Source organism: Gilliamella bombi (assembly GCF_900103255.1).
Taxonomy (GTDB): domain Bacteria; phylum Pseudomonadota; class Gammaproteobacteria; order Enterobacterales; family Orbaceae; genus Gilliamella; species Gilliamella bombi.
In genome coordinates this window covers 20,012-41,105 of record NZ_FMWS01000012.1, presented here as the reverse complement: position 1 = coordinate 41,105, position 21,094 = coordinate 20,012, and the positions used below count along the sequence as shown (strand labels likewise).

20 protein-coding genes are annotated in these 21,094 nt (G+C 35.0%); 4 read left to right on the top strand and 16 right to left on the bottom strand.

The window, feature by feature from the left end; translation table 11 throughout:
* Window positions 1–28 precede the first annotated feature (28 nt).
* Together B9N71_RS02190 and B9N71_RS02185 are read left to right on the top strand one after the other, a co-directional pair.
* Window positions 29–730 (top strand): YggS family pyridoxal phosphate-dependent enzyme, encoded by a 702-nt coding sequence (locus tag B9N71_RS02190; protein ID WP_085163950.1) that lies wholly within the window; start codon window positions 29–31, stop codon window positions 728–730.
* A 36-nt stretch (window positions 731–766) separates the two neighbouring features.
* Complete coding sequence (locus B9N71_RS02185; protein ID WP_034912890.1) at window positions 767–1,324, top strand: YggT family protein; 558 nt, start codon at window positions 767–769, stop codon at window positions 1,322–1,324.
* Between the two features lie 33 nt (window positions 1,325–1,357).
* On the opposite strand, the gene B9N71_RS02180 is transcribed toward B9N71_RS02185, so the two are convergent.
* From B9N71_RS02180 to corA, 4 genes are all read right to left on the bottom strand, one after another.
* A complete protein-coding gene (locus B9N71_RS02180) occupies window positions 1,358–1,780 on the bottom strand; it encodes a YcgN family cysteine cluster protein (RefSeq protein ID WP_085163949.1) in 423 nt (140 codons plus the stop codon).
* Window positions 1,777–2,025, bottom strand: a complete 249-nt coding sequence (locus B9N71_RS02175; RefSeq protein ID WP_081296761.1) for a YcgL domain-containing protein — start codon at window positions 2,023–2,025, stop codon at window positions 1,777–1,779. Before B9N71_RS02175 ends, B9N71_RS02180 begins: the two co-directional genes overlap by 4 nt.
* A gap of 25 nt (window positions 2,026–2,050) precedes the next feature.
* Window positions 2,051–3,013, bottom strand: coding sequence for a glucokinase (locus tag B9N71_RS02170; protein ID WP_065589242.1), 963 nt, complete (start codon window positions 3,011–3,013; stop codon window positions 2,051–2,053).
* Window positions 3,014–3,200: 187 nt separating this feature from the next.
* Window positions 3,201–4,142, bottom strand: coding sequence for a magnesium/cobalt transporter CorA (corA, locus tag B9N71_RS02165; RefSeq protein WP_034912903.1), 942 nt, complete (start codon window positions 4,140–4,142; stop codon window positions 3,201–3,203).
* A gap of 217 nt (window positions 4,143–4,359) precedes the next feature.
* Here corA and B9N71_RS02160 point away from each other — a divergent pair, with 217 nt between their 5' ends.
* Together B9N71_RS02160 and B9N71_RS02155 are read left to right on the top strand one after the other, a co-directional pair.
* Entirely contained in the window at window positions 4,360–4,878 is a 519-nt protein-coding gene (locus tag B9N71_RS02160; protein WP_065589243.1) for a single-stranded DNA-binding protein, read from the top strand.
* 275 nt (window positions 4,879–5,153) lie between these two features.
* Window positions 5,154–5,816, top strand: a complete 663-nt coding sequence (locus B9N71_RS02155; RefSeq protein ID WP_065589244.1) for a MarC family NAAT transporter — start codon at window positions 5,154–5,156, stop codon at window positions 5,814–5,816.
* Between the two features lie 23 nt (window positions 5,817–5,839).
* Here the strand turns inward: B9N71_RS02155 and B9N71_RS02150 are convergent, their stop codons facing one another.
* The 12 genes from B9N71_RS02150 to prfC all read right to left on the bottom strand — a co-directional run bounded on the left by B9N71_RS02150 (window position 5,840) and on the right by prfC (window position 20,963).
* Window positions 5,840–6,532 carry a DUF2461 domain-containing protein gene (locus tag B9N71_RS02150; RefSeq protein ID WP_085163948.1) on the bottom strand — a complete coding sequence of 231 codons (693 nt, stop codon included), beginning with the start codon at window positions 6,530–6,532 and terminating at the stop codon, window positions 5,840–5,842.
* Between the two features lie 3 nt (window positions 6,533–6,535).
* Window positions 6,536–7,300 carry a 3-deoxy-manno-octulosonate cytidylyltransferase gene (gene kdsB / locus B9N71_RS02145; RefSeq protein ID WP_065560221.1) on the bottom strand — a complete coding sequence of 255 codons (765 nt, stop codon included), beginning with the start codon at window positions 7,298–7,300 and terminating at the stop codon, window positions 6,536–6,538.
* 17 nt (window positions 7,301–7,317) lie between these two features.
* On the bottom strand, window positions 7,318–7,503 hold the full coding sequence (locus tag B9N71_RS02140; RefSeq protein WP_065560220.1) for a Trm112 family protein: 186 nt from the start codon (window positions 7,501–7,503) through the stop codon (window positions 7,318–7,320).
* A complete protein-coding gene (gene lpxK, locus B9N71_RS02135; protein ID WP_085163947.1) occupies window positions 7,500–8,513 on the bottom strand; it encodes a tetraacyldisaccharide 4'-kinase in 1,014 nt (337 codons plus the stop codon). Before lpxK ends, B9N71_RS02140 begins: the two co-directional genes overlap by 4 nt.
* 92 nt (window positions 8,514–8,605) lie before the next feature.
* Window positions 8,606–10,888 (bottom strand): DNA internalization-related competence protein ComEC/Rec2, encoded by a 2,283-nt coding sequence (locus tag B9N71_RS02130; protein ID WP_085163946.1) that lies wholly within the window; start codon window positions 10,886–10,888, stop codon window positions 8,606–8,608.
* 353 nt (window positions 10,889–11,241) lie between these two features.
* Window positions 11,242–11,532: an integration host factor subunit beta gene (gene ihfB, locus B9N71_RS02125; protein ID WP_034912930.1), complete on the bottom strand. Its 291-nt coding sequence runs from the start codon at window positions 11,530–11,532 to the stop codon at window positions 11,242–11,244.
* 98 nt (window positions 11,533–11,630) lie between these two features.
* A complete protein-coding gene (gene rpsA, locus B9N71_RS02120; RefSeq protein ID WP_085163945.1) occupies window positions 11,631–13,313 on the bottom strand; it encodes a 30S ribosomal protein S1 in 1,683 nt (560 codons plus the stop codon).
* A 111-nt stretch (window positions 13,314–13,424) separates the two neighbouring features.
* The gene (cmk, locus tag B9N71_RS02115) at window positions 13,425–14,105 is read right to left on the bottom strand and encodes a (d)CMP kinase (RefSeq protein WP_085163944.1); all 681 of its coding nucleotides are present in this window, start codon (window positions 14,103–14,105) and stop codon (window positions 13,425–13,427) included.
* 1 nt (window position 14,106) lies between these two features.
* Entirely contained in the window at window positions 14,107–15,387 is a 1,281-nt protein-coding gene (gene aroA, locus B9N71_RS02110; protein WP_085163943.1) for a 3-phosphoshikimate 1-carboxyvinyltransferase, read from the bottom strand.
* Between the two features lie 21 nt (window positions 15,388–15,408).
* Entirely contained in the window at window positions 15,409–16,281 is an 873-nt protein-coding gene (locus B9N71_RS02105; protein WP_085163942.1) for a helix-turn-helix domain-containing protein, read from the bottom strand.
* Window positions 16,282–16,380: 99 nt separating this feature from the next.
* Complete coding sequence (gene ptrA, locus B9N71_RS02100) at window positions 16,381–19,269, bottom strand: pitrilysin (protein ID WP_085163941.1); 2,889 nt, start codon at window positions 19,267–19,269, stop codon at window positions 16,381–16,383.
* A 101-nt stretch (window positions 19,270–19,370) separates the two neighbouring features.
* Window positions 19,371–20,963: a peptide chain release factor 3 gene (gene prfC / locus B9N71_RS02095; RefSeq protein ID WP_085163940.1), complete on the bottom strand. Its 1,593-nt coding sequence runs from the start codon at window positions 20,961–20,963 to the stop codon at window positions 19,371–19,373.
* Window positions 20,964–21,094 lie beyond the last annotated feature (131 nt).

Sequence of the window (21,094 nt, the reverse complement as noted above, 5' to 3'; positions counted from 1 at the left end):
CCTATTAGTTTATTAATTGGGAATTAACATGAATACAGTACGTGACAATTTACTTACTATAAAAAACACAATTCAAGAAATAGCAAAAAAATGCGAACGAGATCCCAATACAATCGAACTTATTGCGGTCAGTAAAACAAAGCCAGTAACCTTAATCAAACAAGCGATAGATGCAGGTCAACTATCTTTTGGTGAAAACTATGTTCAAGAAGGCGTTGAAAAAATCCAGTATTTTAAACAAATTCTCCCCAATACTTTATTAACTTGGCATTTTATTGGTCCATTACAATCGAACAAAAGCAAATTAGTCGCCGAACACTTTGATTGGATGCATACCATTGATCGATTTAAAATTGCTCAACGTTTAAATGATCAGCGCCCAGCTAATATGGAAAACTTAAATGTACTTATTCAAGTTAATATTAGTAAAGAAGCCAGCAAGTCGGGGGTTTATCCTGAACAAGTTGCTGATTTAGCAAAACAAATTATAACACTACCCAATTTAAATTTACGTGGATTAATGGCGATCCCTGAAATTGAAAATGATTTTGACAAACAACTAAACGTCTTTAACAAAATGCACGAATTTTTGCGTTCTTTACAAACTGATTATCCATTTATGGATACATTATCCATGGGCATGAGTGGCGACATGCAAGCTGCTATTGTTGCTGGTAGCACTATGGTTCGAATAGGTACAGCGATCTTTGGAGCAAGGCAGTATTTGTGATATATTGCCCGAATAGTTTATTTTAAGGAGTCTTAAATGACATCGCTTTATTTTCTAGGTAATACCATCTTAACGGTATGTCTCTATGTTTTAATTTTGCGTTTATGGATGCAGCGTGTGCGTGTAAATTTCTATAACCCATTTACCCAATTTATCGTACGAATAACTCAACCTGTTATCGGTCCACTACGCAAAGTCATTCCTTCTATTAAACAAATAGATACCGCTACATGGGTTCTTTTATATTTTGTTGCCGTCATTAAAATTATTTTTATTTCCTACTATGGAATGATTAATGAATCAATTTGGACTAGTAAATACCTACTTTATGCTATTGCTGTCATAGCTCATGCATTTGGGCATTTATTATTCTGGTTATTACTATTTCGAGCAATTCTAAGTTGGGTTAGCCGTGGACAATCAAACGCGGATGAATTACTTGCTCAGTTAACTGAACCACTTATAGCACCAATTCGCCGTATTGTGCCACCGCTTGGAATGATTGATATCTCATTTATGATTTTTGTATTTATTTTAATGTTTTTAAATATGCTCGCTGTTGATGTATTTGGATATTTATGGATTGTGCTTTAAATTAAAATCAAAAGGGAGCTGTAGCTCCCTATTTTAAATAATATGGTCTTCCCAACAAATCACATCTTTTTCATAAACAATCCGATTTTTAACCGATATCTTCAGCTTATGCATAAGCTTTTTATTACCCGTAATAAGCGGATGCCAATGAGGCAATTGTCCTGTTTCAGAAAAATAACGATAGGTACAGGTTAAAGGTAACCATTCAATGGTAAGGAGGTTATCACGAGTCAACTTGATACAATCAGGTTCGTAATCAAAGCGATTATAATAGTGTTTACATTGACAAGTATTAGAATCAAGCAAATTACAAGCAACATTAGTATATAAGATCTCGTCTGTATCTTCGTCCATCAATTTATTTAAGCAACATTGACCACAACCATCACAGAGCTGTTCCCATTCTTCATCACTCATCTGAGCTAATGTCTTATATTCCCAAAATGGCTCAATCATACTTTGAAATCATCTTCTTTTAGCATTTGTAAGAAAAATCCATCAGTTTTAATCTTTTCTTCTATTTCAGTGGCGGTACCAACTACAAATTTTCGTTTACCGTCAAGTAATACTTTCATGACAAAAACAGGTGAACCAAAAATAGACATTACTTTTTCAGGAATCGTTGAAAAATCATTTTCATGTTCCATATATAGATAGCAGTTCTCTTTTTTGGTACTTCGGTAAATATAACACCACATCATAAAATAAAACCTTTACTCATTAATACTATTTATTAAGACAATTTTGTAAATAAACACCTGCACCAAACAAGCCTGGATCTTCATGTGTTATTACATAAACAGGAATTTTTTTGACTAAATAGGACATACGACCTTTATGTTCAAAAGCATCTCTAAATGGAGATGTTTTAAAAAATTCGATAAAGCGTGGCACAATACCCCCAGCAATATAAACGCCACCTTGTGTATTAAGTGTTAATGCCAAATTACCACCAAAACGCCCCATAAAAGTACAAAAATAGGTTAAAGTTTGCAAGCAAAGTGGACAACTTTTAGATAGCGCTTTCTCAACAATAATGTCGGGTGTAATCTCTATTACTGGTTGATTATTAATTTGTAACAACGCTTGATAAATATTAACAATACCATTGCCTGATAAAAACCGCTCGGTAGAAACACGCCCAAATTTTTTGCGAAGTTGCACTAAAATACGGTCTTCATCATCACTTATCATTGGAAGCTCTGTATGCCCCCCTTCTCCTGACAAACTAATCCAACGTCCATTTACTTTAATTAAATGTGACACTCCAAGTCCTGTACCTGCACCATAAATTGCAATTGGATAATCTAAATCAGGTTCATCACCACCAATCTGAACAAGATCTTGTTTAGATAATTTAGGAATTGAAGTTGATACTGCTGTAAAATCATTGATTACTTCTAGTTTTTCAAGATTAAGTTCCTTAACTAATTCAGATCGTGAAAACGACAAATCATTGTTTGTCATACTAATTATATCTTCGTCATTAATCGGACAGGCAATTGCAATACAAGCCATTTTAACGGTAACCGATTGGGCTTGTAAGTAATTCTTAATTAATTTTAGCAATACATCATCCTTTGCAATAAGAACTTTAGTTATTGCTGATAGCTCATTTGTAGCCAAATTATAAAGCGCAAATCGAGCATTAGTTCCACCGATATCGGTGACAAGTGCATATTGATTCATGTTACTTCCTTTATAATAAATTAATTCTTTCAGTTAAAATATTAAGTTTTACCCATCACTCGATGAAAGTATATTGCTGATATTAATAATTATTTATATTAAATTATCCTAAGCAGTTAGTACGATAAGAATTTCATCTAATATATTAAAAAACTATCGAATAAAAACTCAATTTAAATCAATAAATCTACAACCACTTTTTAAGTTTAAAATAAATATAAGGAGCAACACCTGCTAGCAACATTAATAGTAATGAAAAAGGATAACCATATTCCCATTTTAATTCTGGCATAAATTCAAAATTCATACCATAAGCTGAAGCAACTACCGTTGGGGGTAAAAACACAACAGATACAACCGAGAAAATTTTGATAATTCGGCTCTGTTCAATATTGATAAAACTAGTTGCAGCTTGCATTAAAAAGTTTACTTTTTGGAATAATGACTCATTATGTGGAACAAGCGATTCAATATCGCGAATAACTTCACGAGCTTGTTCTAGTTGATCTACTGGCATCTTTGCTCGGCGAACTAAATAATTAACTGCACGTTGGCTATCCATCAAACAAAGACGAACTTTCCACGCGGTATCTTCAAGTTCAGCCAACGAGGTAATAGCTTCATCGTAATGCTCTTGAGCTGAACGATCCATAATAATTAAACTTAATTCTTCGAGTTCACTGTAGATATTTTCAATTTGATCTGCTAACTGCTCAACTTTAACTTCAAATAAATCAAGTAATACTTCATAAGGATTTCCATCGTTCATTCCTTGGTAGCGCGATCGCATGCGATACAAACGAAATGCTGGTAAATCTCGCTCACGTAGTGTAAACAAACGACCATTATGCACTGTAAAAGCTACTGTTGAGTTGCCTGCACGATCTTCTGCATCTTCATAAAAAAAGAAAGAGTGGACGTGTAAACCTTCGTTATCTTCAAAAAAACGAGCTGACGCTTCAATATCGTCAAGTTCAATACTAGTTGCTAAGTTTTGTCCTAAATGTGTTAAAACAAAATCTCGATCAGCTTCTTCTGGCTCAATTAAATCAATCCAAGTTGCATTATTTATATCGCCTTCATTAATTTTTACTAATTGTTTGTTTTTTAATCCAAACGCATTAATCATAAGGCCTCCTATAGGAAAAATCTTTTAGAACATCACATTAACAAATGCTTGGCATTATACTCGCTATGGCAGCAAATTCCTATGTTTAAACCAATCTTTCTATATCTTTATAAAATGGGAGAAAAATTCCATTATTAAATTAAATTCGCTGATATTACTACAGTCTCATGTTACAATATGCAGCTTAAAATACTTATGTCATGTTTAGGAGTTAATAATGGCCAATAGAGGAATAAATAAAGTCATTTTAGTTGGTAATTTAGGTCAAGATCCCGAAGTTCGTTATATGTCTAATGGTAATGCAGTTGCTAATATTAGCATTGCAACATCAGAATCATGGAAAGATAAACAAACAAATGAATACCGTGAACGTACTGAATGGCATCGCGTTGTTATATTCGGTAAATTAGCTGAAATTGCTGGCGAATACTTAAAAAAAGGTTCCCAAATTTATATTGAAGGGCAATTACAAACTCGAAAATGGCAAGATCAGTCAGGACAAGATCGTTACACAACTGAAGTTGTAGTCAACCCAATTGGTGGTACTTTACAAATTTTAGCAACACGCAATGGTGGTGAAAACATGGGCGATGGTTCACAAAATTGGGGACAAAGTGCTAATAATTCTTCATCTGCACCAGTGGCTCCTTCTCGTCCTCTAACGCAAAATACACCAGCGCAACCAGCAGCAACACCAGAGCCACCAATGGATTTTGATGACGATATTCCATTTTAAGTATTAAAAGTTCAATTTGATTTAATGAAAGGAGTCGAATATTACTCCTTTCAAACCTTAATTTGATATTACATTTTATCTACTAATGCATAAAAATCATTCACGCTTGACATTATTTCTACTAATATTAGACCTATAATTATCAGTGTAGTGCCTACAATTTTTTCAAACATGGTAATAAAATCCGATACCGAATTACAACTACCTCCATATATCATTTTCTGTCTATTTCAATTATACTTAGCTGCAAATTTTGTTGGATTTAAAATAAATCTATGTTGGAACTTATACAAACTGTCGGCTTTGGTTTAATTTTATTTATTCCTTTAACGAATCCTTTAACCACTGTGGTACTGTTATTAGGTCTATCGGGCGATATGACCAATGAAGAGCGGAATTACCAATCAAAATTGACCTGTATTTATGTGTTTATAATTATGGTTGTATCGTTTTATTGTGGGCAACTAGTGATGAGCACATTTGGCATATCGATTCCCGGATTACGTATTGCTGGTGGCATGATTGTTGGCGTTATTGGTTTTAGAATGTTATTTCCACAACAACCATCACACAAAACTCTTGAAGCAGATGCAAAAAAGAAAGAGATCTCAAATAATATCGCTTTTGTTCCTCTCGCCATGCCAAGTACAGCAGGACCCGGAACTATAGCAATGATAATAAGCATGTCATCAACAGTAAAAAGTGGAGGTTATGACGTTTCAACTTGGGTTGTTTATACTGCTTCGATTTTAGTGCCTTTATTGTTATGTATTATCCTTTGGTTTTGCATGCGCAGTGCAGGTAGCATAATGCGTTTTATGGGGAAAAGTGGCATTGAAGCCACTTCAAGAATTATGGGCTTTTTATTAGTTTGTGTTGGAACTCAATTCATAATTAATGGTATTAAAGAAATTATATTGAATTTTCCTAATATTTAATATTAAACACCGACTCAACAAAGCTAAAGAGTCGGTATATTTTTAATCATTTCTACCCGCATTAAATAATCATAAAGTGGAACTAACTGTTTAAAACCTTTAATTAGTTTATCGGGTAAATCGCTATTTAACACATCCTCAATATGATTACTTGTCACCATAACCGCAATATTTTTTCGGTTATACCAGGTTGCAACTTTTTCGTCCTGCTCTTTAATTAATGGGCGTTTATAACTTTCGCCAACAAGCTCAAATGGTTTTTTGACGCAACGTATCATTGCTAAAAATTTCTTAGTATCGTTAAGAATTTCGTCTCGAAAGATATCCATTGTTTGTTTTGATGAACAATAATAGCCTAGCCCATATTGATAACTGCTTGGGCTAATTTCAAAAAAGTAAGCGGGCGCTTCTTTCCAATCTTTATTTGGTCGTTTAAATGTCAACCATAATCGGCTACGATAAAGTGATTTATCATTTGAAAAACGAGTATCTCGATGTATACGTGAAATCGTTTTACCAATAGCAGGACGAGTTTCAAACCACTCATCAATTTTGAGCATCTCTGGTGTTAATTGTTCAACCAAAAGCCTAAACGGTTTAACTAAATCGTTATCATAAATAGCACGATGCTCTTCAAACCACTGTTTGCTGTTTTTAATCCAAGCGTCTTGTAAAAAATTAAGTCCAGCTTGGCTAAAGCCAGTAAAGTTTGCCATTGCTTACTCCTTAAATAACGCTCTTACTTTTTCTAAATCTTCGAAAGTGTCGACACCAATTGCAGGAGGTTGTTTTGCCACAGCGACATGAATTTTTTCACCGTACCAAAGTACTCTTAATTGCTCTAACATTTCAATTTGTTCAAGCGTTGATGGTGCCCATTTAATATATTGACGAATAAAACCAGCACGGTAAGCATAAATACCAATATGGCGGAGATAAAAATCACCGATACTCGATGGTTTTAACTGTTCAGCTGATTTCGCAAAACGATCGCGTTCCCAAGGAATGGTTGCACGAGAAAAATAAAGCGCATAACCATCTTTATCTGTCACAACTTTAACTGCACCCGTATTAAATGCTTCTTCAACAGAATCAATTGGCACTGCTAACGTTGCCATTCCTGTTTTATATTGCACTAAATTTTCTGCCACTTGGTGAATAATAACAGGCGGAATTAAGGGTTCATCGCCCTGTACATTCACAATAATTTCATCATCAGCAAATTGATAGGCATTAATGACCTCTGCTAACCTTTCAGTGCCTGAATTATGCTTATCACTTGTCAGAATGACTTCACCACCATACTCCTTGACTACCTCATAAACTTGTTGATGATCTGTGGCAATAATCACTCGATTGGCTGATGATTTTTTTGCTTGCTCCATCACACGAACAATCATTGGTTTACCATGAATATCCGCTAGTGGCTTACCAGGTAAACGGCTCGAAGCATACCTAGCGGGAATAATAACCGAAAAGTTCATAATTAAGACCTTATTATTTATTCTTGAATACATTCAGATTGGTTAAGTGGTTTAGCTTCACATTCTAACAACACCGGAATATTATCTTTAACTGTATAAACTAAATTATCTGTATGACAAATTAACTGCTGATTAGTAGCATTATATTGCAATTGACCATGGCATTTAGGACAAGCAAGTGCGTTTAATAGGATATCTTTCATTTTTTCTTCTCTTGGGATTTTGTCTTAGCTAGTAATAAACAGATTTGATCAATAACTTGCACAGGTATTACCGCATCGATGGGCAGATACCACCAATTTTGTTGAGCAAATTGTCTACATTTAACTGCATCTTTTTCAGTCATTAAAAGTGTTTGTTTATTACGTGCAACATTGTTTAACAACGGTAAAGTAAATTTTTGATGATCGGCAAAGGAAACGGTTTCAACCACATCCGCTTGCAATTTACTTAACATATCAAAAAAACGTTTTGGATTACTAATACCAGCAATAGCACATATATTTGACAACGAAGATAACGCTCTTTTTTCTTGAGTAAGTAAATTCACTGCATACAGGGGCATTAATTGCATAGTAAAGGTTTTATTAGGATACTGCTGCGCTAAATTATTTACACTATCACCATTGATGACAATAAGATCAACCGATTTTAACCGACTTTCACGCTCTCGCATTGGCCCTGCCGGCATCCACCATCCATTACCAAATAGGCGCTTTCCATCAATCACCACCACTTCAATATCACGCGCTAAAGCATAATGTTGTAAACCATCATCAGTCAAAATAACATCTAATTGGTAGTGCTTTAATAACGCTTGAACAGCCTCAGAGCGATAAGGTGAGACAGCAATAGGTACACTAGTACGTTGATAAATAAGCACAGGTTCATCACCTGCTTGTTCGGTTGTGGTTGTATTATCTAAAATAAGCGGATAGTTATCAGCTTTGCCTCCATATCCTCGTGAAACGACTCCAACCTGTAATCCTTTTTGTTTTAACGATTCAATTAAACTAATAACTAGTGGCGTTTTACCGTTACCACCAACAGATAAGTTACCAATAACAATAACAGGTACAGGAGATCGCCAAGATTTTAAAATACCAACTTGATATAAAAAGCGACGGAAAATAGCAATTAAACCATATAATAAGGAAAATGGTATGAATAACCAAAATAAACGATTTTTACCATACCACAGTTTTTCAATCATAACTTTAACATCACTCAATTACATTTAGTAAAATTGTTTTATATCTCAATATAACAATTATTATAGTTGCCTATAGCAAACGATAGCCTATTTTACTCATAATTTGGTAAACTACCAAACCAATCATGATACCATCTAGGTTTAATTTCACCTCGCATAGTTTTTAGCTTCCATGTTTGTTTATCAAAAAAAAGACTTATTTGACCTGTTCTAGCAGTAACATAATAGTCTAATTGTAAATCTTTATACTTTGCCATTACCTTATTGGAGGGGAGTTTCCAAGGATTATAACGAGATGTAGACGCCAAAGACTTTACTGGTTTAACATGATTTAAAAATGTATAACTTGACGATGTACTACTACCATGATGGGGGATTTGTAAAATAGTAGACGTTAGCTGATTTCGATATTTAGTAACTAATTGATATTCCTGATTACGTTCTAGATCTCCGGTTAACAATACAGAAAAATGTCCATCGGTAACTTGCACCACACAGGAATCCTTATTTTGAGCATCGCTAACCAGCTGATTAGGCCACAGCACATTAAACGTCAGATCATTCCAAATAACACTATTACCTGCTAAGCATTGATAATCATTATTAAAGTCAGAAGACGAACTCATTAACCATGCCTCAGGATAAATAAGTTGAATTAATTTCAAACCGCCAACATGATCATTATGTTGATGACTAATAATAATACCTTGTACATTCAAATTATGCCATTGTAGAAAAGGAATAATAACCCTTTCCATAGCGGAACTTTTTTCCCACTTAGCTCCTGTATCATACAAAATTGCAGACTTACCATCATGGATAACGATAGCTAATCCATGACCTACATCTAACATGTCTAACCGCCAACGATAGTGTTGCTGTTTAAAAAAAGGGGTAACCAGTATCATCAAAATTACGAGCAAAGTAATGCTAAAGCGTTGCCAAACACCTGTACGGATTATCACTAAAGTTAACCAACCTAAAAGACCTAATAAATAAAAATCTGAAGGGATGTTAATCCATAATTGATTAAGCCAATTTAAACTCAAAAATAGCCATTCTAGAGATTTATCAGCAATTAGCCAAAACCATAAGGCAATAGAAAAACAATCAAAAATACTAAATATTAACGCCAATAAAATGGTAGGAAATGTAACTAATGAAATAACAGGAATTGCAATTAGATTTGTTAAAATCGAAACTCCACTAACACCTTGAAAAACAAAAAACTGAATTGGAAGCAGCAATAAGGTTAACCCACACTGCAAATACAATATCCTAATTATATACCAACGTTTTTTATGCCTTACTGCTTTGGAAAGCGGCGCCCAATCATGCAAAAAAATTAAAGTTATTACTGCATAGCAAGATAACCAAAAACTTTCAGATAAAATCATCAATGGATCAAATAATAATAACAACGCAATGATCCGATTGATTTTTTGCCATGAACTTATTTTATATTTTTTATAACGAAAATAGATCCAAATTGACAAAGCAACAATAGCTCGCAAAGTAGGCGGATTAAAACCTGTTAACCATGCATAAAAAAATGCACATAACCACCCTATTATAATTGGTACAAAAAAATAGATAAAACGCTTTGGAATAAAAAACAGTATAGCTTTAGCCAAAAAGCAACTAAGTCCATAAACAACTAAAATATGCATACCAGATATAGCCATTAAATGAGCAATACCTGTTTGCATCATTACCATACGATGCTCGTCATCTAATTGAGAACGATCACCAAAAGCAAGGGCTAGCAAAATACCTTTATAAATAAATAAATCGATATAAGGTATAGCCAAATCAGTAATATATTGTTTTAAGTCAGATTTATCATTTAATAACTTGGCATCAACCAATTTAGCCGATAATAAGCTACGATTTGCTATCGAAAAGCGTTGGCTATCAAATCCTCCATCATTTAAGTATCCATGTACAACTTTTGTTTTTAGTGTCAATTGCCAAATTTCCCCAGATTTAGGAGGATCTAACCTATCCCAGTAAACAGAAATCGGAATATCATTTGCAAGCGTAACATCTGAAATGGAAAAAATAGAAAATGACATGTAATAAGGTCCGTTGACCGTTGCTGCCTGATGAGTATTGATATTAACTACTTTGGCATGAACAACTAGCGTTTTATCAATATAGGGAGAAATGTTGGATAAATATTGCTTAGAATAAGCAGTTGACCACAAAAAACCTAAACTAAATGCAACAAAAACAGATAAATACCAACGAAAATTAACAGGAACGGTTAACACAATTAAAAACAAGATAAAAGCAAGTAAACACCAATATAGATCAGACAATAAATGGGGCAAAAAGAGTAATGGCAAACAACCTAATGAAAACATGATAGCCATTAAATCCAAAGAACAAATTTTTTGCACTAGCACTTTACCATCTTTAAATTGAACAATATAAGTTTATCACTTGATATTATAAAAAAATAATTGATGTTGAATTTTTCGATCTTTGTTCCATTTTAATCATTAATCTTAATGAAATTTACTGAAATTATTCGCAATATTGCATATTTTAAAAGAGGGATTTAACGACTTAAATCAACATAACGTTGACTGGTTTTTCCTTAATGATAAATGGTAAAGGTTATTTAAATAAGTAAGTACGACTAGATGATAGAAATTAAACTAGCTAAAACAAAAAAGCCTTTGATTTAACTCAAAGGCTTCCATCTAGGTGTGAAATTTAAAGATTATGCGTTTGCAGCATTATTTACTCTTTCACGTAATTCTTTACCTGGTTTGAAGTGAGGTATATATTTATGTTTCACTTCAACATTACCACCAGTTCTTGGATTCCTTGCTTTACGTGGTGCCCGATAGTTCAAACTAAAACTACCAAAACCTCGAATTTCTACACGATCGTTACTTTCCATAGCTAAAGCGATCTGTTCAATGATATCTCTAACTGAATCATCAACTAGTTGAACAGGGAGATGTGTCCGCCAGTTAACAATTCGTTCTACTAAATCTGATCTGTTCATGATCACTCCTAATTTATTTATGTGGCATGTAACTATTTCATTTTATCCCATAAAAGAAAAAGAGGGCAAGCCCTCTTTACTCTTTACATAAATATTTTTTACTCAGTTTTTGATGCAGCTTTGAATGCTTCTGCCATTGCATTAGTAAATGATGCATCTTCTTGAGTTGCTGTGTTGTTTACTGCTGCGAGAGCTTCTTTTTCATCAGCTTCATCTTTCGCTCGTACTGATAACGAAATTGCACGAGTTTTACGATCGATGTTAACAATTTTAGCTTCAACTTCATCACCAACTTTTAATGCAGTTGTTGCATCTTCAATACGCTCACGAGCGATATCTTGTGCTTTTAAGTAGCCTTCAATACCTTCAGCGATTTCGATGGTTGCACCTTTAGCGTCAACTGCACTTACTGTACCTTTAACTATTGTGCCTTTTTTATAGTTAGAAGCAAAGCTACTGAATGGATCATCTTCTAATTGTTTAATACCTAGAGAGATACGTTCACGTTCTGCATCAACTTGTAAAACAACAGCTTCGATATCATCACCTTTCTTATAAGCTTTAACAGCTTCTTCGCCAGGCATATTCCAAGAAATGTCTGAAAGATGAACTAAACCGTCGATACCGCCCTCTAAACCGATAAAGATACCAAAATCAGTGATTGATTTGATCTTACCGCTAACTTTATCACCTTTATTATGTGTTTCAGCAAATTGTAACCACGGGTTTGGTTTACATTGTTTAAGGCCAAGAGAAATACGACGACGTTCTTCGTCAATTTCAAGCACAACAACTTCAACAACATCACCTAAGCTAACAACTTTAGATGGATGAATATTTTTGTTTGTCCAGTCCATTTCAGAAACATGAACTAAACCTTCAACACCTGTTTCAATTTCAACAAAACAACCGTAGTCAGTTAAGTTAGTTACTTTACCTGTTACTTTAGTACCTTCTGGATAACGTTTAGCGATTGAAACCCATGGATCTTCACCTAATTGTTTTAAGCCAAGTGATACACGTGAACGATCTTTGTCAAATTTAAGTACTTTAACAAGTAATTCTTGACCAACTTCAACCACTTCACTTGGGTGTTTAACACGTTTCCAAGCCATGTCTGTAATGTGAAGTAACCCATCAACCCCACCAAGATCAACAAATGCACCGTAATCGGTAAGATTTTTGATGATACCTTTAACTTCAGAACCTTCTTGTAGATTTTCAAGAAGTTGTTCTCTTTCTGCACTATTTTCAGATTCAATAACTGCACGACGTGAAACAACAACGTTGTTGCGTTTTTGATCTAATTTAATAACTTTTAATTCGATTTCTCTATTTTCAATATGAGAAGTATCGCGTAATGGACGAACGTCAACTAGTGAACCTGGAAGGAACGCACGAACGCCATTAAGATCAACCGTAAAGCCACCTTTAACTTTACCATTGATAACACCTAAAACTGTTGCAGCATCTTCAACTGCTTTTTCTAGTGTAAGCCATGCTTCATGACGCTTAGCTTTTTCACGAGATAAGATAGTTTCACCAAAACCATCTTCGATTGAGTCAAGCACAACGTCAACAACGTCGCCGACTTGAACTTCTAATTCGCCTTGGGCATTTTTAAACTGCTCTACTGGAATCGCTGATTCAGATTTTAAACCAGCGTCAACTAAAACAACATCTTTGTCGATTGCAACGACAGTACCACGGATCATATTACCAGAACGAGTGTCTAGTTGATTGATAGACTCTTCAAAGAGTTGAGCAAAAGATTCAGTCATATTTATATACTTAAGTTAATTTTAACGTCCACATTACATCCTGTCTTGTGGGGTTGTTTATAATACTCCATACATCCTTATAATGGAGCTAGTTTCACGCTATAATTTAAGTTACAACGCAAGTTTTTCGTTTATATACTTAATAGATTGATTAAAAACATCTTCAATAGACAGTGATGTAGTATCAATTATTAGAGCATCAATTGCAGGTTTAAGTGGCGCAACGGCGCGATGACGATCTCTTTCATCACGCACAGTTATTTCCTGCAAAATTTCGGCGAATTTAACATTATTTTGCTTATCTTGCAACTGTTTCATTCGCCTTTCTGCACGAGATTGGGCACTAGCATCAAGAAATATCTTAACAGGGGCATCACTAAATACTACACTGCCCATATCACGACCATCTGCAACCAATCCAGGTGCTTGCTTAAAGTCTCGTTGACGTTGTAATAAAGCTACTCTAACCGAATTAATTGCCGCCACTTTTGATGCGGCTCCCCCCGTCTGTTCTGTACGGATTTCTTTAGTCACATCAATCTGATCTAATAACACTTTAACATTATAACCTTGCGTATCAAACGTTAGTGGCAAATTAAGAGCTAGTTGTTCAAGTTTATTGGCATCATCTAGCGCAATATCTTGCTTAAGCGCACTAAGTGCTAGCACACGATAGATAGCACCAGAATCTAAAAGATGCCATTTAAAATGATTGGCTAATGCTTGACATAACGTACCTTTACCGACACCACTTGGTCCATCAACAGCAATAACGGGAACAGATTTATTCATTTCATTCTTCGCTTAATCGTTTAAATTGTTCGAAATAATCAGGAAAAGTCTTCATTGTGCATTTAGGATCTAATATCGTCACAGAAGTATCAGAAAGCGCCACTAGCGAAAAACACATAGCAATACGGTGATCATTATAGGTTTCGATTTCGGCATGGTTTAATTTAACTGGAGGAATAATAGTAATATAATCGTGACCTTCATCAACAGTTGCGCCAACCTTTCTTAATTCTGTTGCCATCGCATATAAACGATCAGTTTCTTTAACTCGCCAATTGTAAATATTACGAATTGTAGTTGGACCTTTAGCAAACAGCGCTGTTGTGGCAATAGTCATTGCTGCATCTGGGATATGATTCATATCCATATCAACACCGTGTAATTCACCACGAGAGCATTGAATATAATCATCAGCCCAAATAACTTTAGCCCCCATTTTTTCAAGCACATGAGCAAATTGGGTATCGCCTTGTAAGCTATTTTTTCCAATGCCAGTTACTTTAACACTACCACCTTTAATTGCAGCCGCTGCTAAAAAATAAGAAGCAGAAGACGCATCCCCTTCAACTAAATAATCTCCCGGCGATTGATAACACTGATTAGCTTTAACAGTAAATTTTTGATAATTGTGATTGGTAACCAAAACACCAAACATAGCCATCATTTTGACTGTAATATCAATATAAGGTTTAGAAACAAGATCACCAATAATAGTAATTTCTGTGTCTTGTTTTGCTAATGGCGCAGCCATTAATAGTGCAGTTAAAAATTGGCTAGAGACCGAACCATCAACTTTAATATCACCACCTGTAAAACCACCTTGAATATGTAGTGGTGGATAACCTTCATTTTCAAGATAATCAATTTTAGCTCCACCTTGTCGCAAAGCATCGACCAAATGACCAATTGGGCGTTCTTTCATGCGAGGTTCGCCCGTTAACACAATATTATTATTTCCAAGACATAACGTAGCAGCTAAAGGACGCATTGCTGTGCCAGCATTACCTAAAAAAAGCTCTAATGCATGGTCGGGTTGCAAAATACCGCTCACACCTTGCACATCACAAATCGTGCGATCGTGTGATAGCTGATACTTCACACCTAACGCTGCAAGCGCATCAAGCATATAACGCACATCATCACTATCAAGTAAATTCTTTAACCGTGTATTACCTTTACTCAATGCTGATAGTAATAAAGCACGATTAGAAACACTCTTTGAACCAGGCAAATTGATAGTACCATTAAATCTTTTTATCGGTTGTAATGTTAAGGATAACATAAGGACTCTCTTTAATATTCTTTAAAATTTCTCTAACGTCGCTTTCAATAAATCAATTGCTTGCTTATCTTTAGCACTATTTTCCCATAACTTATCAAATAAATGGCGATACCGTTTAATTGCATCATAAGATGACGTAATCGATGCAATACCGGTAGTAACATTAGGTAACTCACCTAATCGAAATGGGCTCATTGCTAATGAAATAGGATTCCCATCTTGATAAAAAATCTGAAAAGCAATTGACGGAATAGCTTCTTGTGTAATAGCAATTGTTGGCGCAAGAGATTGTTGTTCAATTAACTGAATTAAGTGATAAACTTCTTTGCGTGCTAGTAGCATTCTTTCCGATTTTTTACCCGGCGAAATGGTTAAATTACCAACCAAACCAATATGTAAAAAACGTTCTACATTACGTAAACTGATTAAATTAATAACTTTTGGAATTGATTGACAGAACTGAGTTTTACGATCTTTTAAAATGGATAAGGTAGTGGCATATTTTTGAGGATCAGCGGGGTTACTCGATTCATTTAACATCATTGCTAAATGAGACAAATAATCAGAAGAAGTTAATAAAAAGGAAAAAGGATCGAAATGAGAATAGATATGAGTTGATTGCTCTTCTAATTGACGCATACGTTCAAAAAAGCCTTCACCACTCGAATAGTATTCAGTATCAATGCCAAGTAAACTAGCAAAAGACGTATCAAGTAAGGAAGCCAATCGCTCTAGAGTTTCAATTTTAACGATCTCACCTTTTTCTAACCGATATACTGCTGCTCTTGAAATTTTAAGACTTTCTGCAACATCTTCAGCCTTCAAAGAGGCAGCAATCCGATACGCACGCAGACGCTGACCTATAGCACAATAATCAATCGATCCAGTAATCATAATACACTCAAACTATTAGGATTTTGGCAGTGTATCACAAGGTGATAGCAATGCCAATTTTTGGCAAAATGTTTTAGGTGTAGCCTATATTTTTAACAACTATTTTAATAACACATCTTGCAATGCCGATACATTTTCAAATTCAGTAAACTCAGAAATTGCCTCTGGTTGTTTAGCATTATCTTCACGCTTACCAAGAACTTGCGATGCAAATACAAAACCTTTTTTATCCATCACTGAACGGTTATAAAAATCAACTAAATCTTGTTGAGTGATTTTTTTCAATTGTTCAATTTTTTTGTGCCGTGAATCAAACGTAAAACGCGAATTTCGATAGTCAGCCATATAACGACTAAACTCTTCATCCAATGTTTGCGGAGGCATTTTCAATTCATCAAGTACCGCTTTTTTATATTGCTCAATATCTTCTTTAGATAATGCTTTAAGCTTATTTGATATAACAGGATAAAATTCTTGGTAACGCTTAAATAAATAAGCTGGATCGTATTGGTTGCTTTGAATGATAAAACTCATTCCAACTGAATCTCCAACTGTAACAGGGCCAGCAAATACAGCGTAGCCGAGTTGCTCGTTAGTACGCAATTGATCAAAAAACCATGGTGATATGATTTTAGACAGCGTATAACTTAACATACTACTACCAATTCGATCATAACCCGTTGGAATATAGCTCATCATCAAAGCATTATCAGTGCTTTTCGCATATTGAGTCATTTTGGCCTCCAATGATTTTTTAATCTGAATATTATCAACAGGAGTAAATTCAACATCACGCACTAGTGTTTTTTGGATGGAATGATAAAGATCTAAAGAATCCTCGTTAGACAAATTACCCAAGCTAAGCATATAAGGTACTGAGTGGGTTAATAAATTATCGCGATAAGTTAACACGTCATTAATAGTCATGGTTGCTGTAATTTGACGTCTTTCATCCCGTTCAAAATATGGTAAATCTGACAATTCATTAACAGGATTAACCGCCAACCAATAACTTTTAGCATGCTCAGATTTATCCAATTCCTGCAAATACCAAGATTTAGCTAACACTAAGCTTTGATCATCAATCGTCACATTGCGATAACTATTAAGAATTGCTGTCACCATTTTTGGTAAATGCTGACTAAAACCACTGGCTGAAATCATTAAGCCATTATCATCATCCGTTGACAACGAAATACCCGCAACGCCTGCCTGAAATAGTAATTGTTCTAAATTACGACTTGCAATGTAATCAAGTAAATTAAAAGCGACCTCTGCTTTAGCATCACTAAAAGCCTCGTTATTCCGTAACGAAACCACAATCGCCGCTTTAGGTTCAGTTTTGAAATATTGACTAACAAAATGAAGATGATTACCCCGTTTACTAAACCCAGCTGGTTGAGCTTGAGCACGGTTTTGCTTCACAATTGAAAAATCGTCGGGAATATAAGGATTTAATTCAGGTAAACTAAATGTGAAATTTTTGCCTAAAGCCAACCAATTCGCTTTTTGCTCACTAGTAATATTATCGATTTTATAAGGTGCGTCTACAAAATAAGCTGTCTTATTAGTTGTTTGATTTGGTGAAATAATCCAAACTCTAACGTTATCGGGCGTTAGGCTTTTTAAACGAGCGGTGATCGCTGTTTTATCAAAATTATTAGCAATAAAATCAGAATTTAATATATTTTTAACGGGGTACAACAACATCTGATCAGATAGCCATTCCACATAAGACATATCACGCTCAACATCCTGATACTTAAATTCTAACGCTAAGACTTTCTTAAGTTCTTCATAATAAGCATCAGAAATTCCTTGCTTTTGAATTAACTGTAAATAATTAAAAATAGCGCCAATAACTTTATCTTTTTGAGCGAGACCATCGTCGGTTAAGCTCACATTAATACTCAACATACCGCTATTACCATAACGGATAGGGTTGATAGACGAACTAATACCTTCAATAAGCCCCTGCTTTTGTAACTGATCAGACAACGTGTTGGAGCTACTATTATCAATTAAATAAGTAATATATTCATCGCTTTTATCAGCAAATTTATCTAAATTGTTTTCCATTGGAAATTGTAAAAATAGCAATTTCTTAGGTTGCGCTGGCACCATTGCAATCCGTTTGCTTAGCACATTTGGTGTGATCGCTGGCTTATCAACTATTGGAGCATTAATATTTTTATTAGGGATTTTACCAAAAGTGTTTTGAGCTAACTTTGCCAATTTATTGATCGACTGATTACTATAAATTACCCCCACCATGATATTAGACGAATAATAATCTTTATGGAAAGTCACTAAAGCATCTTGTAATTTACTACTTGGTTTATCACTTAATGTTTCTAAATTACCACCCGAAAATTGTGACGATGGGTGATTAGGGTTAATAGTTTCGGAATTAACTTGTTCAATACGAAAACCATCGTTCGATCTAGCCATCGTCATTTCGGCATTAACAGCATTGCGTTCTTTATCGGCAAATTTAGGATCTAAATTGGGCTCGGCAATAGCATCGGCTAAATGATCTAGCGCTTTATCAAATGCACTATTTTCGACCTCAAAATAAAACGCAGTTCGATGTGTGGCAGTACTGGCGTTATAACTACCCGCATGACGACTTAAAAACTGAGAAAAGCTAGCTGGTTCAGGATAATTTTTTGACCCCATTAACACCATATGTTCAGTATAATGCGCCAAACCTTGCTGATCTTTAGGATCTTGCAACGAACCAACGGGCAGTGCTAATGATGCCAATGATTTAACTGCTTTAGGATCAGAAACAAGCAACACTCGCATTTTATTTGCTAGCTCAATCACTTCATATTGACGCTTATCACGTTCGCTTTGTTGTACCTTTTCTATCAAAACTGGCTTTGTAAGCTTATTTTCGATGGCAAAAGATGGTGAAGTGGCAAGCAGTAACCCAATAACCCCACTAAAAATAAAATTAATTAATTTTTTGTCTTTATAAACCATAATATCTGCTCACTCAACTCAGTTTAAAAAATAATACAAAAAGTAATTTAATAAAAATACAAATGTATCTTAATAAAGTCCGTAATTAAAAAATAAAAAATTTAATGCTCTCGAGTTTTTCTAAATTCAACATCAGGATACCGTTCTTGCGTCAAATTCAAATTAACCATGCTTGGCGCAATATAAGAAAGGTTATCACCACCATCTAATGCCAAATTCTGTTCGCATTTACGTTTAAACTCTTCCAATTTTTTCACATCTGAGCACTCAACCCAACGCGCTGTTGTCACATTAACTGGCTCATAAATGGCTTCGACGTTATACTCTGATTTTAATCGAGCAACCACCACATCAAACTGTAAAACCCCAACAGCACCCACAATTAAGTCATTATTGGTTAATGGGCGGAAAACTTGTACTGCGCCCTCTTCTGAAAGCTGAACCAGTCCTTTTAAAAGTTGCTTTTGTTTCAGCGGATCTTTAAGGCGAATTCGGCGAAACAGTTCTGGTGCAAAGTTAGGAATGCCTGTAAATTTTAGATCTTCACCTTGTGTAAAAGTATCACCTATTTGAATCGTGCCATGATTATGTAAACCAATGATATCACCAGCATAGGCTTCTTCAACATGTTCACGATCACCTGCCATAAATGTTAAGGCGTCAGAAATATTGATATCTTTAGCAATACGTACATGTCGTAACTTCATGCCCTTTTCATATTTACCCGATACAATGCGCATAAATGCAACGCGGTCACGGTGTTTAGGATCCATATTGGCTTGAATTTTAAAAACAAAACCACTGAACTTTTCTTCTGATGATTCGACTTCACGCTTATCGGTTTGACGAGGTTGAGGAGTTGGTGCCCAAGCTGTTAAACCATCAAGCATATGATCCACGCCAAAATTACCCAATGCCGTACCAAAAAAGACTGGCGTTAAATCGCCTGACAAGAAAGCATCTAAATCAAATTCGTTTGATGCGCCTTGCACTAATTCAAGCTCTTCACGCAGTTGCTGCGCTAAATCATCACCCACCGCTAAATCCAAATCAGGGTTAGTTAACCCTTTAATAATTCGGACCTCTTGTATTGTATGACCTTTCCCTGATTGGTAAAGGTAAGTTTCGTCTTTAGCTAAATGGTAAACACCTTTAAATAACTTGCCACAACCAATCGGCCAAGTAATAGGGGCGCACATAATATTTAACTCGTTTTCAACCTCATCAAGCAGTTCCATTGGATCGCGAATATCACGGTCTAACTTATTCATAAAGGTTAAAATTGGTGTATTGCGTAATCGTGTCACTTCCATTAATTTGCGAGTACGATCTTCAACCCCTTTTGCTGCATCAATTACCATCAAACAACTATCAACCGCTGTTAGCGTACGATAAGTATCTTCAGAAAAATCCTCGTGCCCTGGAGTGTCTAATAAATTAACTAAGCAGTCATTATAAGGAAACTGCATCACAGATGTAGTAATTGAAATACCACGTTGCTTTTCCATTTCCATCCAGTCTGACTTAGCATGCTGGGCATTAGCGCCACGGCCTTTAACTGTACCAGCTGTTTGAATTGCATGACCAAATAACAATACTTTTTCGGTAATGGTTGTTTTACCAGCATCGGGGTGAGAAATAATTGCAAAAGTGCGACGTGCATTAACTTCGTCTAAATAAGCTTGTTCTATCATAAAACTGTTTTAACTCACACAAAAATAATCACATATTTTAGCAGGTATCTGTCTGTTTTGCTATTGATGTTATATGCAACGTTATTTGCCTTATTTATTTATCTATGCATAATATTTGACTTAATAAGTAA

What these genes read in the sequence shown, in the direction of transcription:
- rpsA (WP_085163945.1), bottom strand. Translation starts at nt 13,313, where the DNA reads ATGACTGAATCTTTTGCTCAACTCTTTGAAGAGTCTATCAATCAACTA.
- B9N71_RS02190 (WP_085163950.1), top strand. Translation starts at nt 29, where the DNA reads ATGAATACAGTACGTGACAATTTACTTACTATAAAAAACACAATTCAA.
- corA (WP_034912903.1), bottom strand. Translation starts at nt 4,142, where the DNA reads ATGATTAATGCGTTTGGATTAAAAAACAAACAATTAGTAAAAATTAAT.
- kdsB (WP_065560221.1), bottom strand. Translation starts at nt 7,300, where the DNA reads ATGAACTTTTCGGTTATTATTCCCGCTAGGTATGCTTCGAGCCGTTTA.
- B9N71_RS02180 (WP_085163949.1), bottom strand. Translation starts at nt 1,780, where the DNA reads ATGATTGAGCCATTTTGGGAATATAAGACATTAGCTCAGATGAGTGAT.
- ptrA (WP_085163941.1), bottom strand. Translation starts at nt 19,269, where the DNA reads ATGGTTTATAAAGACAAAAAATTAATTAATTTTATTTTTAGTGGGGTT.
- B9N71_RS02140 (WP_065560220.1), bottom strand. Translation starts at nt 7,503, where the DNA reads ATGAAAGATATCCTATTAAACGCACTTGCTTGTCCTAAATGCCATGGT.
- B9N71_RS02150 (WP_085163948.1), bottom strand. Translation starts at nt 6,532, where the DNA reads ATGGCAAACTTTACTGGCTTTAGCCAAGCTGGACTTAATTTTTTACAA.
- B9N71_RS02170 (WP_065589242.1), bottom strand. Translation starts at nt 3,013, where the DNA reads ATGAATCAATATGCACTTGTCACCGATATCGGTGGAACTAATGCTCGA.
- B9N71_RS02175 (WP_081296761.1), bottom strand. Translation starts at nt 2,025, where the DNA reads ATGATGTGGTGTTATATTTACCGAAGTACCAAAAAAGAGAACTGCTAT.
- ihfB (WP_034912930.1), bottom strand. Translation starts at nt 11,532, where the DNA reads ATGAACAGATCAGATTTAGTAGAACGAATTGTTAACTGGCGGACACAT.
- B9N71_RS02160 (WP_065589243.1), top strand. Translation starts at nt 4,360, where the DNA reads ATGGCCAATAGAGGAATAAATAAAGTCATTTTAGTTGGTAATTTAGGT.
- B9N71_RS02105 (WP_085163942.1), bottom strand. Translation starts at nt 16,281, where the DNA reads ATGATTACTGGATCGATTGATTATTGTGCTATAGGTCAGCGTCTGCGT.
- aroA (WP_085163943.1), bottom strand. Translation starts at nt 15,387, where the DNA reads ATGTTATCCTTAACATTACAACCGATAAAAAGATTTAATGGTACTATC.
- B9N71_RS02155 (WP_065589244.1), top strand. Translation starts at nt 5,154, where the DNA reads ATGTTGGAACTTATACAAACTGTCGGCTTTGGTTTAATTTTATTTATT.
- cmk (WP_085163944.1), bottom strand. Translation starts at nt 14,105, where the DNA reads ATGAATAAATCTGTTCCCGTTATTGCTGTTGATGGACCAAGTGGTGTC.
- lpxK (WP_085163947.1), bottom strand. Translation starts at nt 8,513, where the DNA reads ATGATTGAAAAACTGTGGTATGGTAAAAATCGTTTATTTTGGTTATTC.
- prfC (WP_085163940.1), bottom strand. Translation starts at nt 20,963, where the DNA reads ATGATAGAACAAGCTTATTTAGACGAAGTTAATGCACGTCGCACTTTT.
- B9N71_RS02130 (WP_085163946.1), bottom strand. Translation starts at nt 10,888, where the DNA reads ATGGCTATCATGTTTTCATTAGGTTGTTTGCCATTACTCTTTTTGCCC.
- B9N71_RS02185 (WP_034912890.1), top strand. Translation starts at nt 767, where the DNA reads ATGACATCGCTTTATTTTCTAGGTAATACCATCTTAACGGTATGTCTC.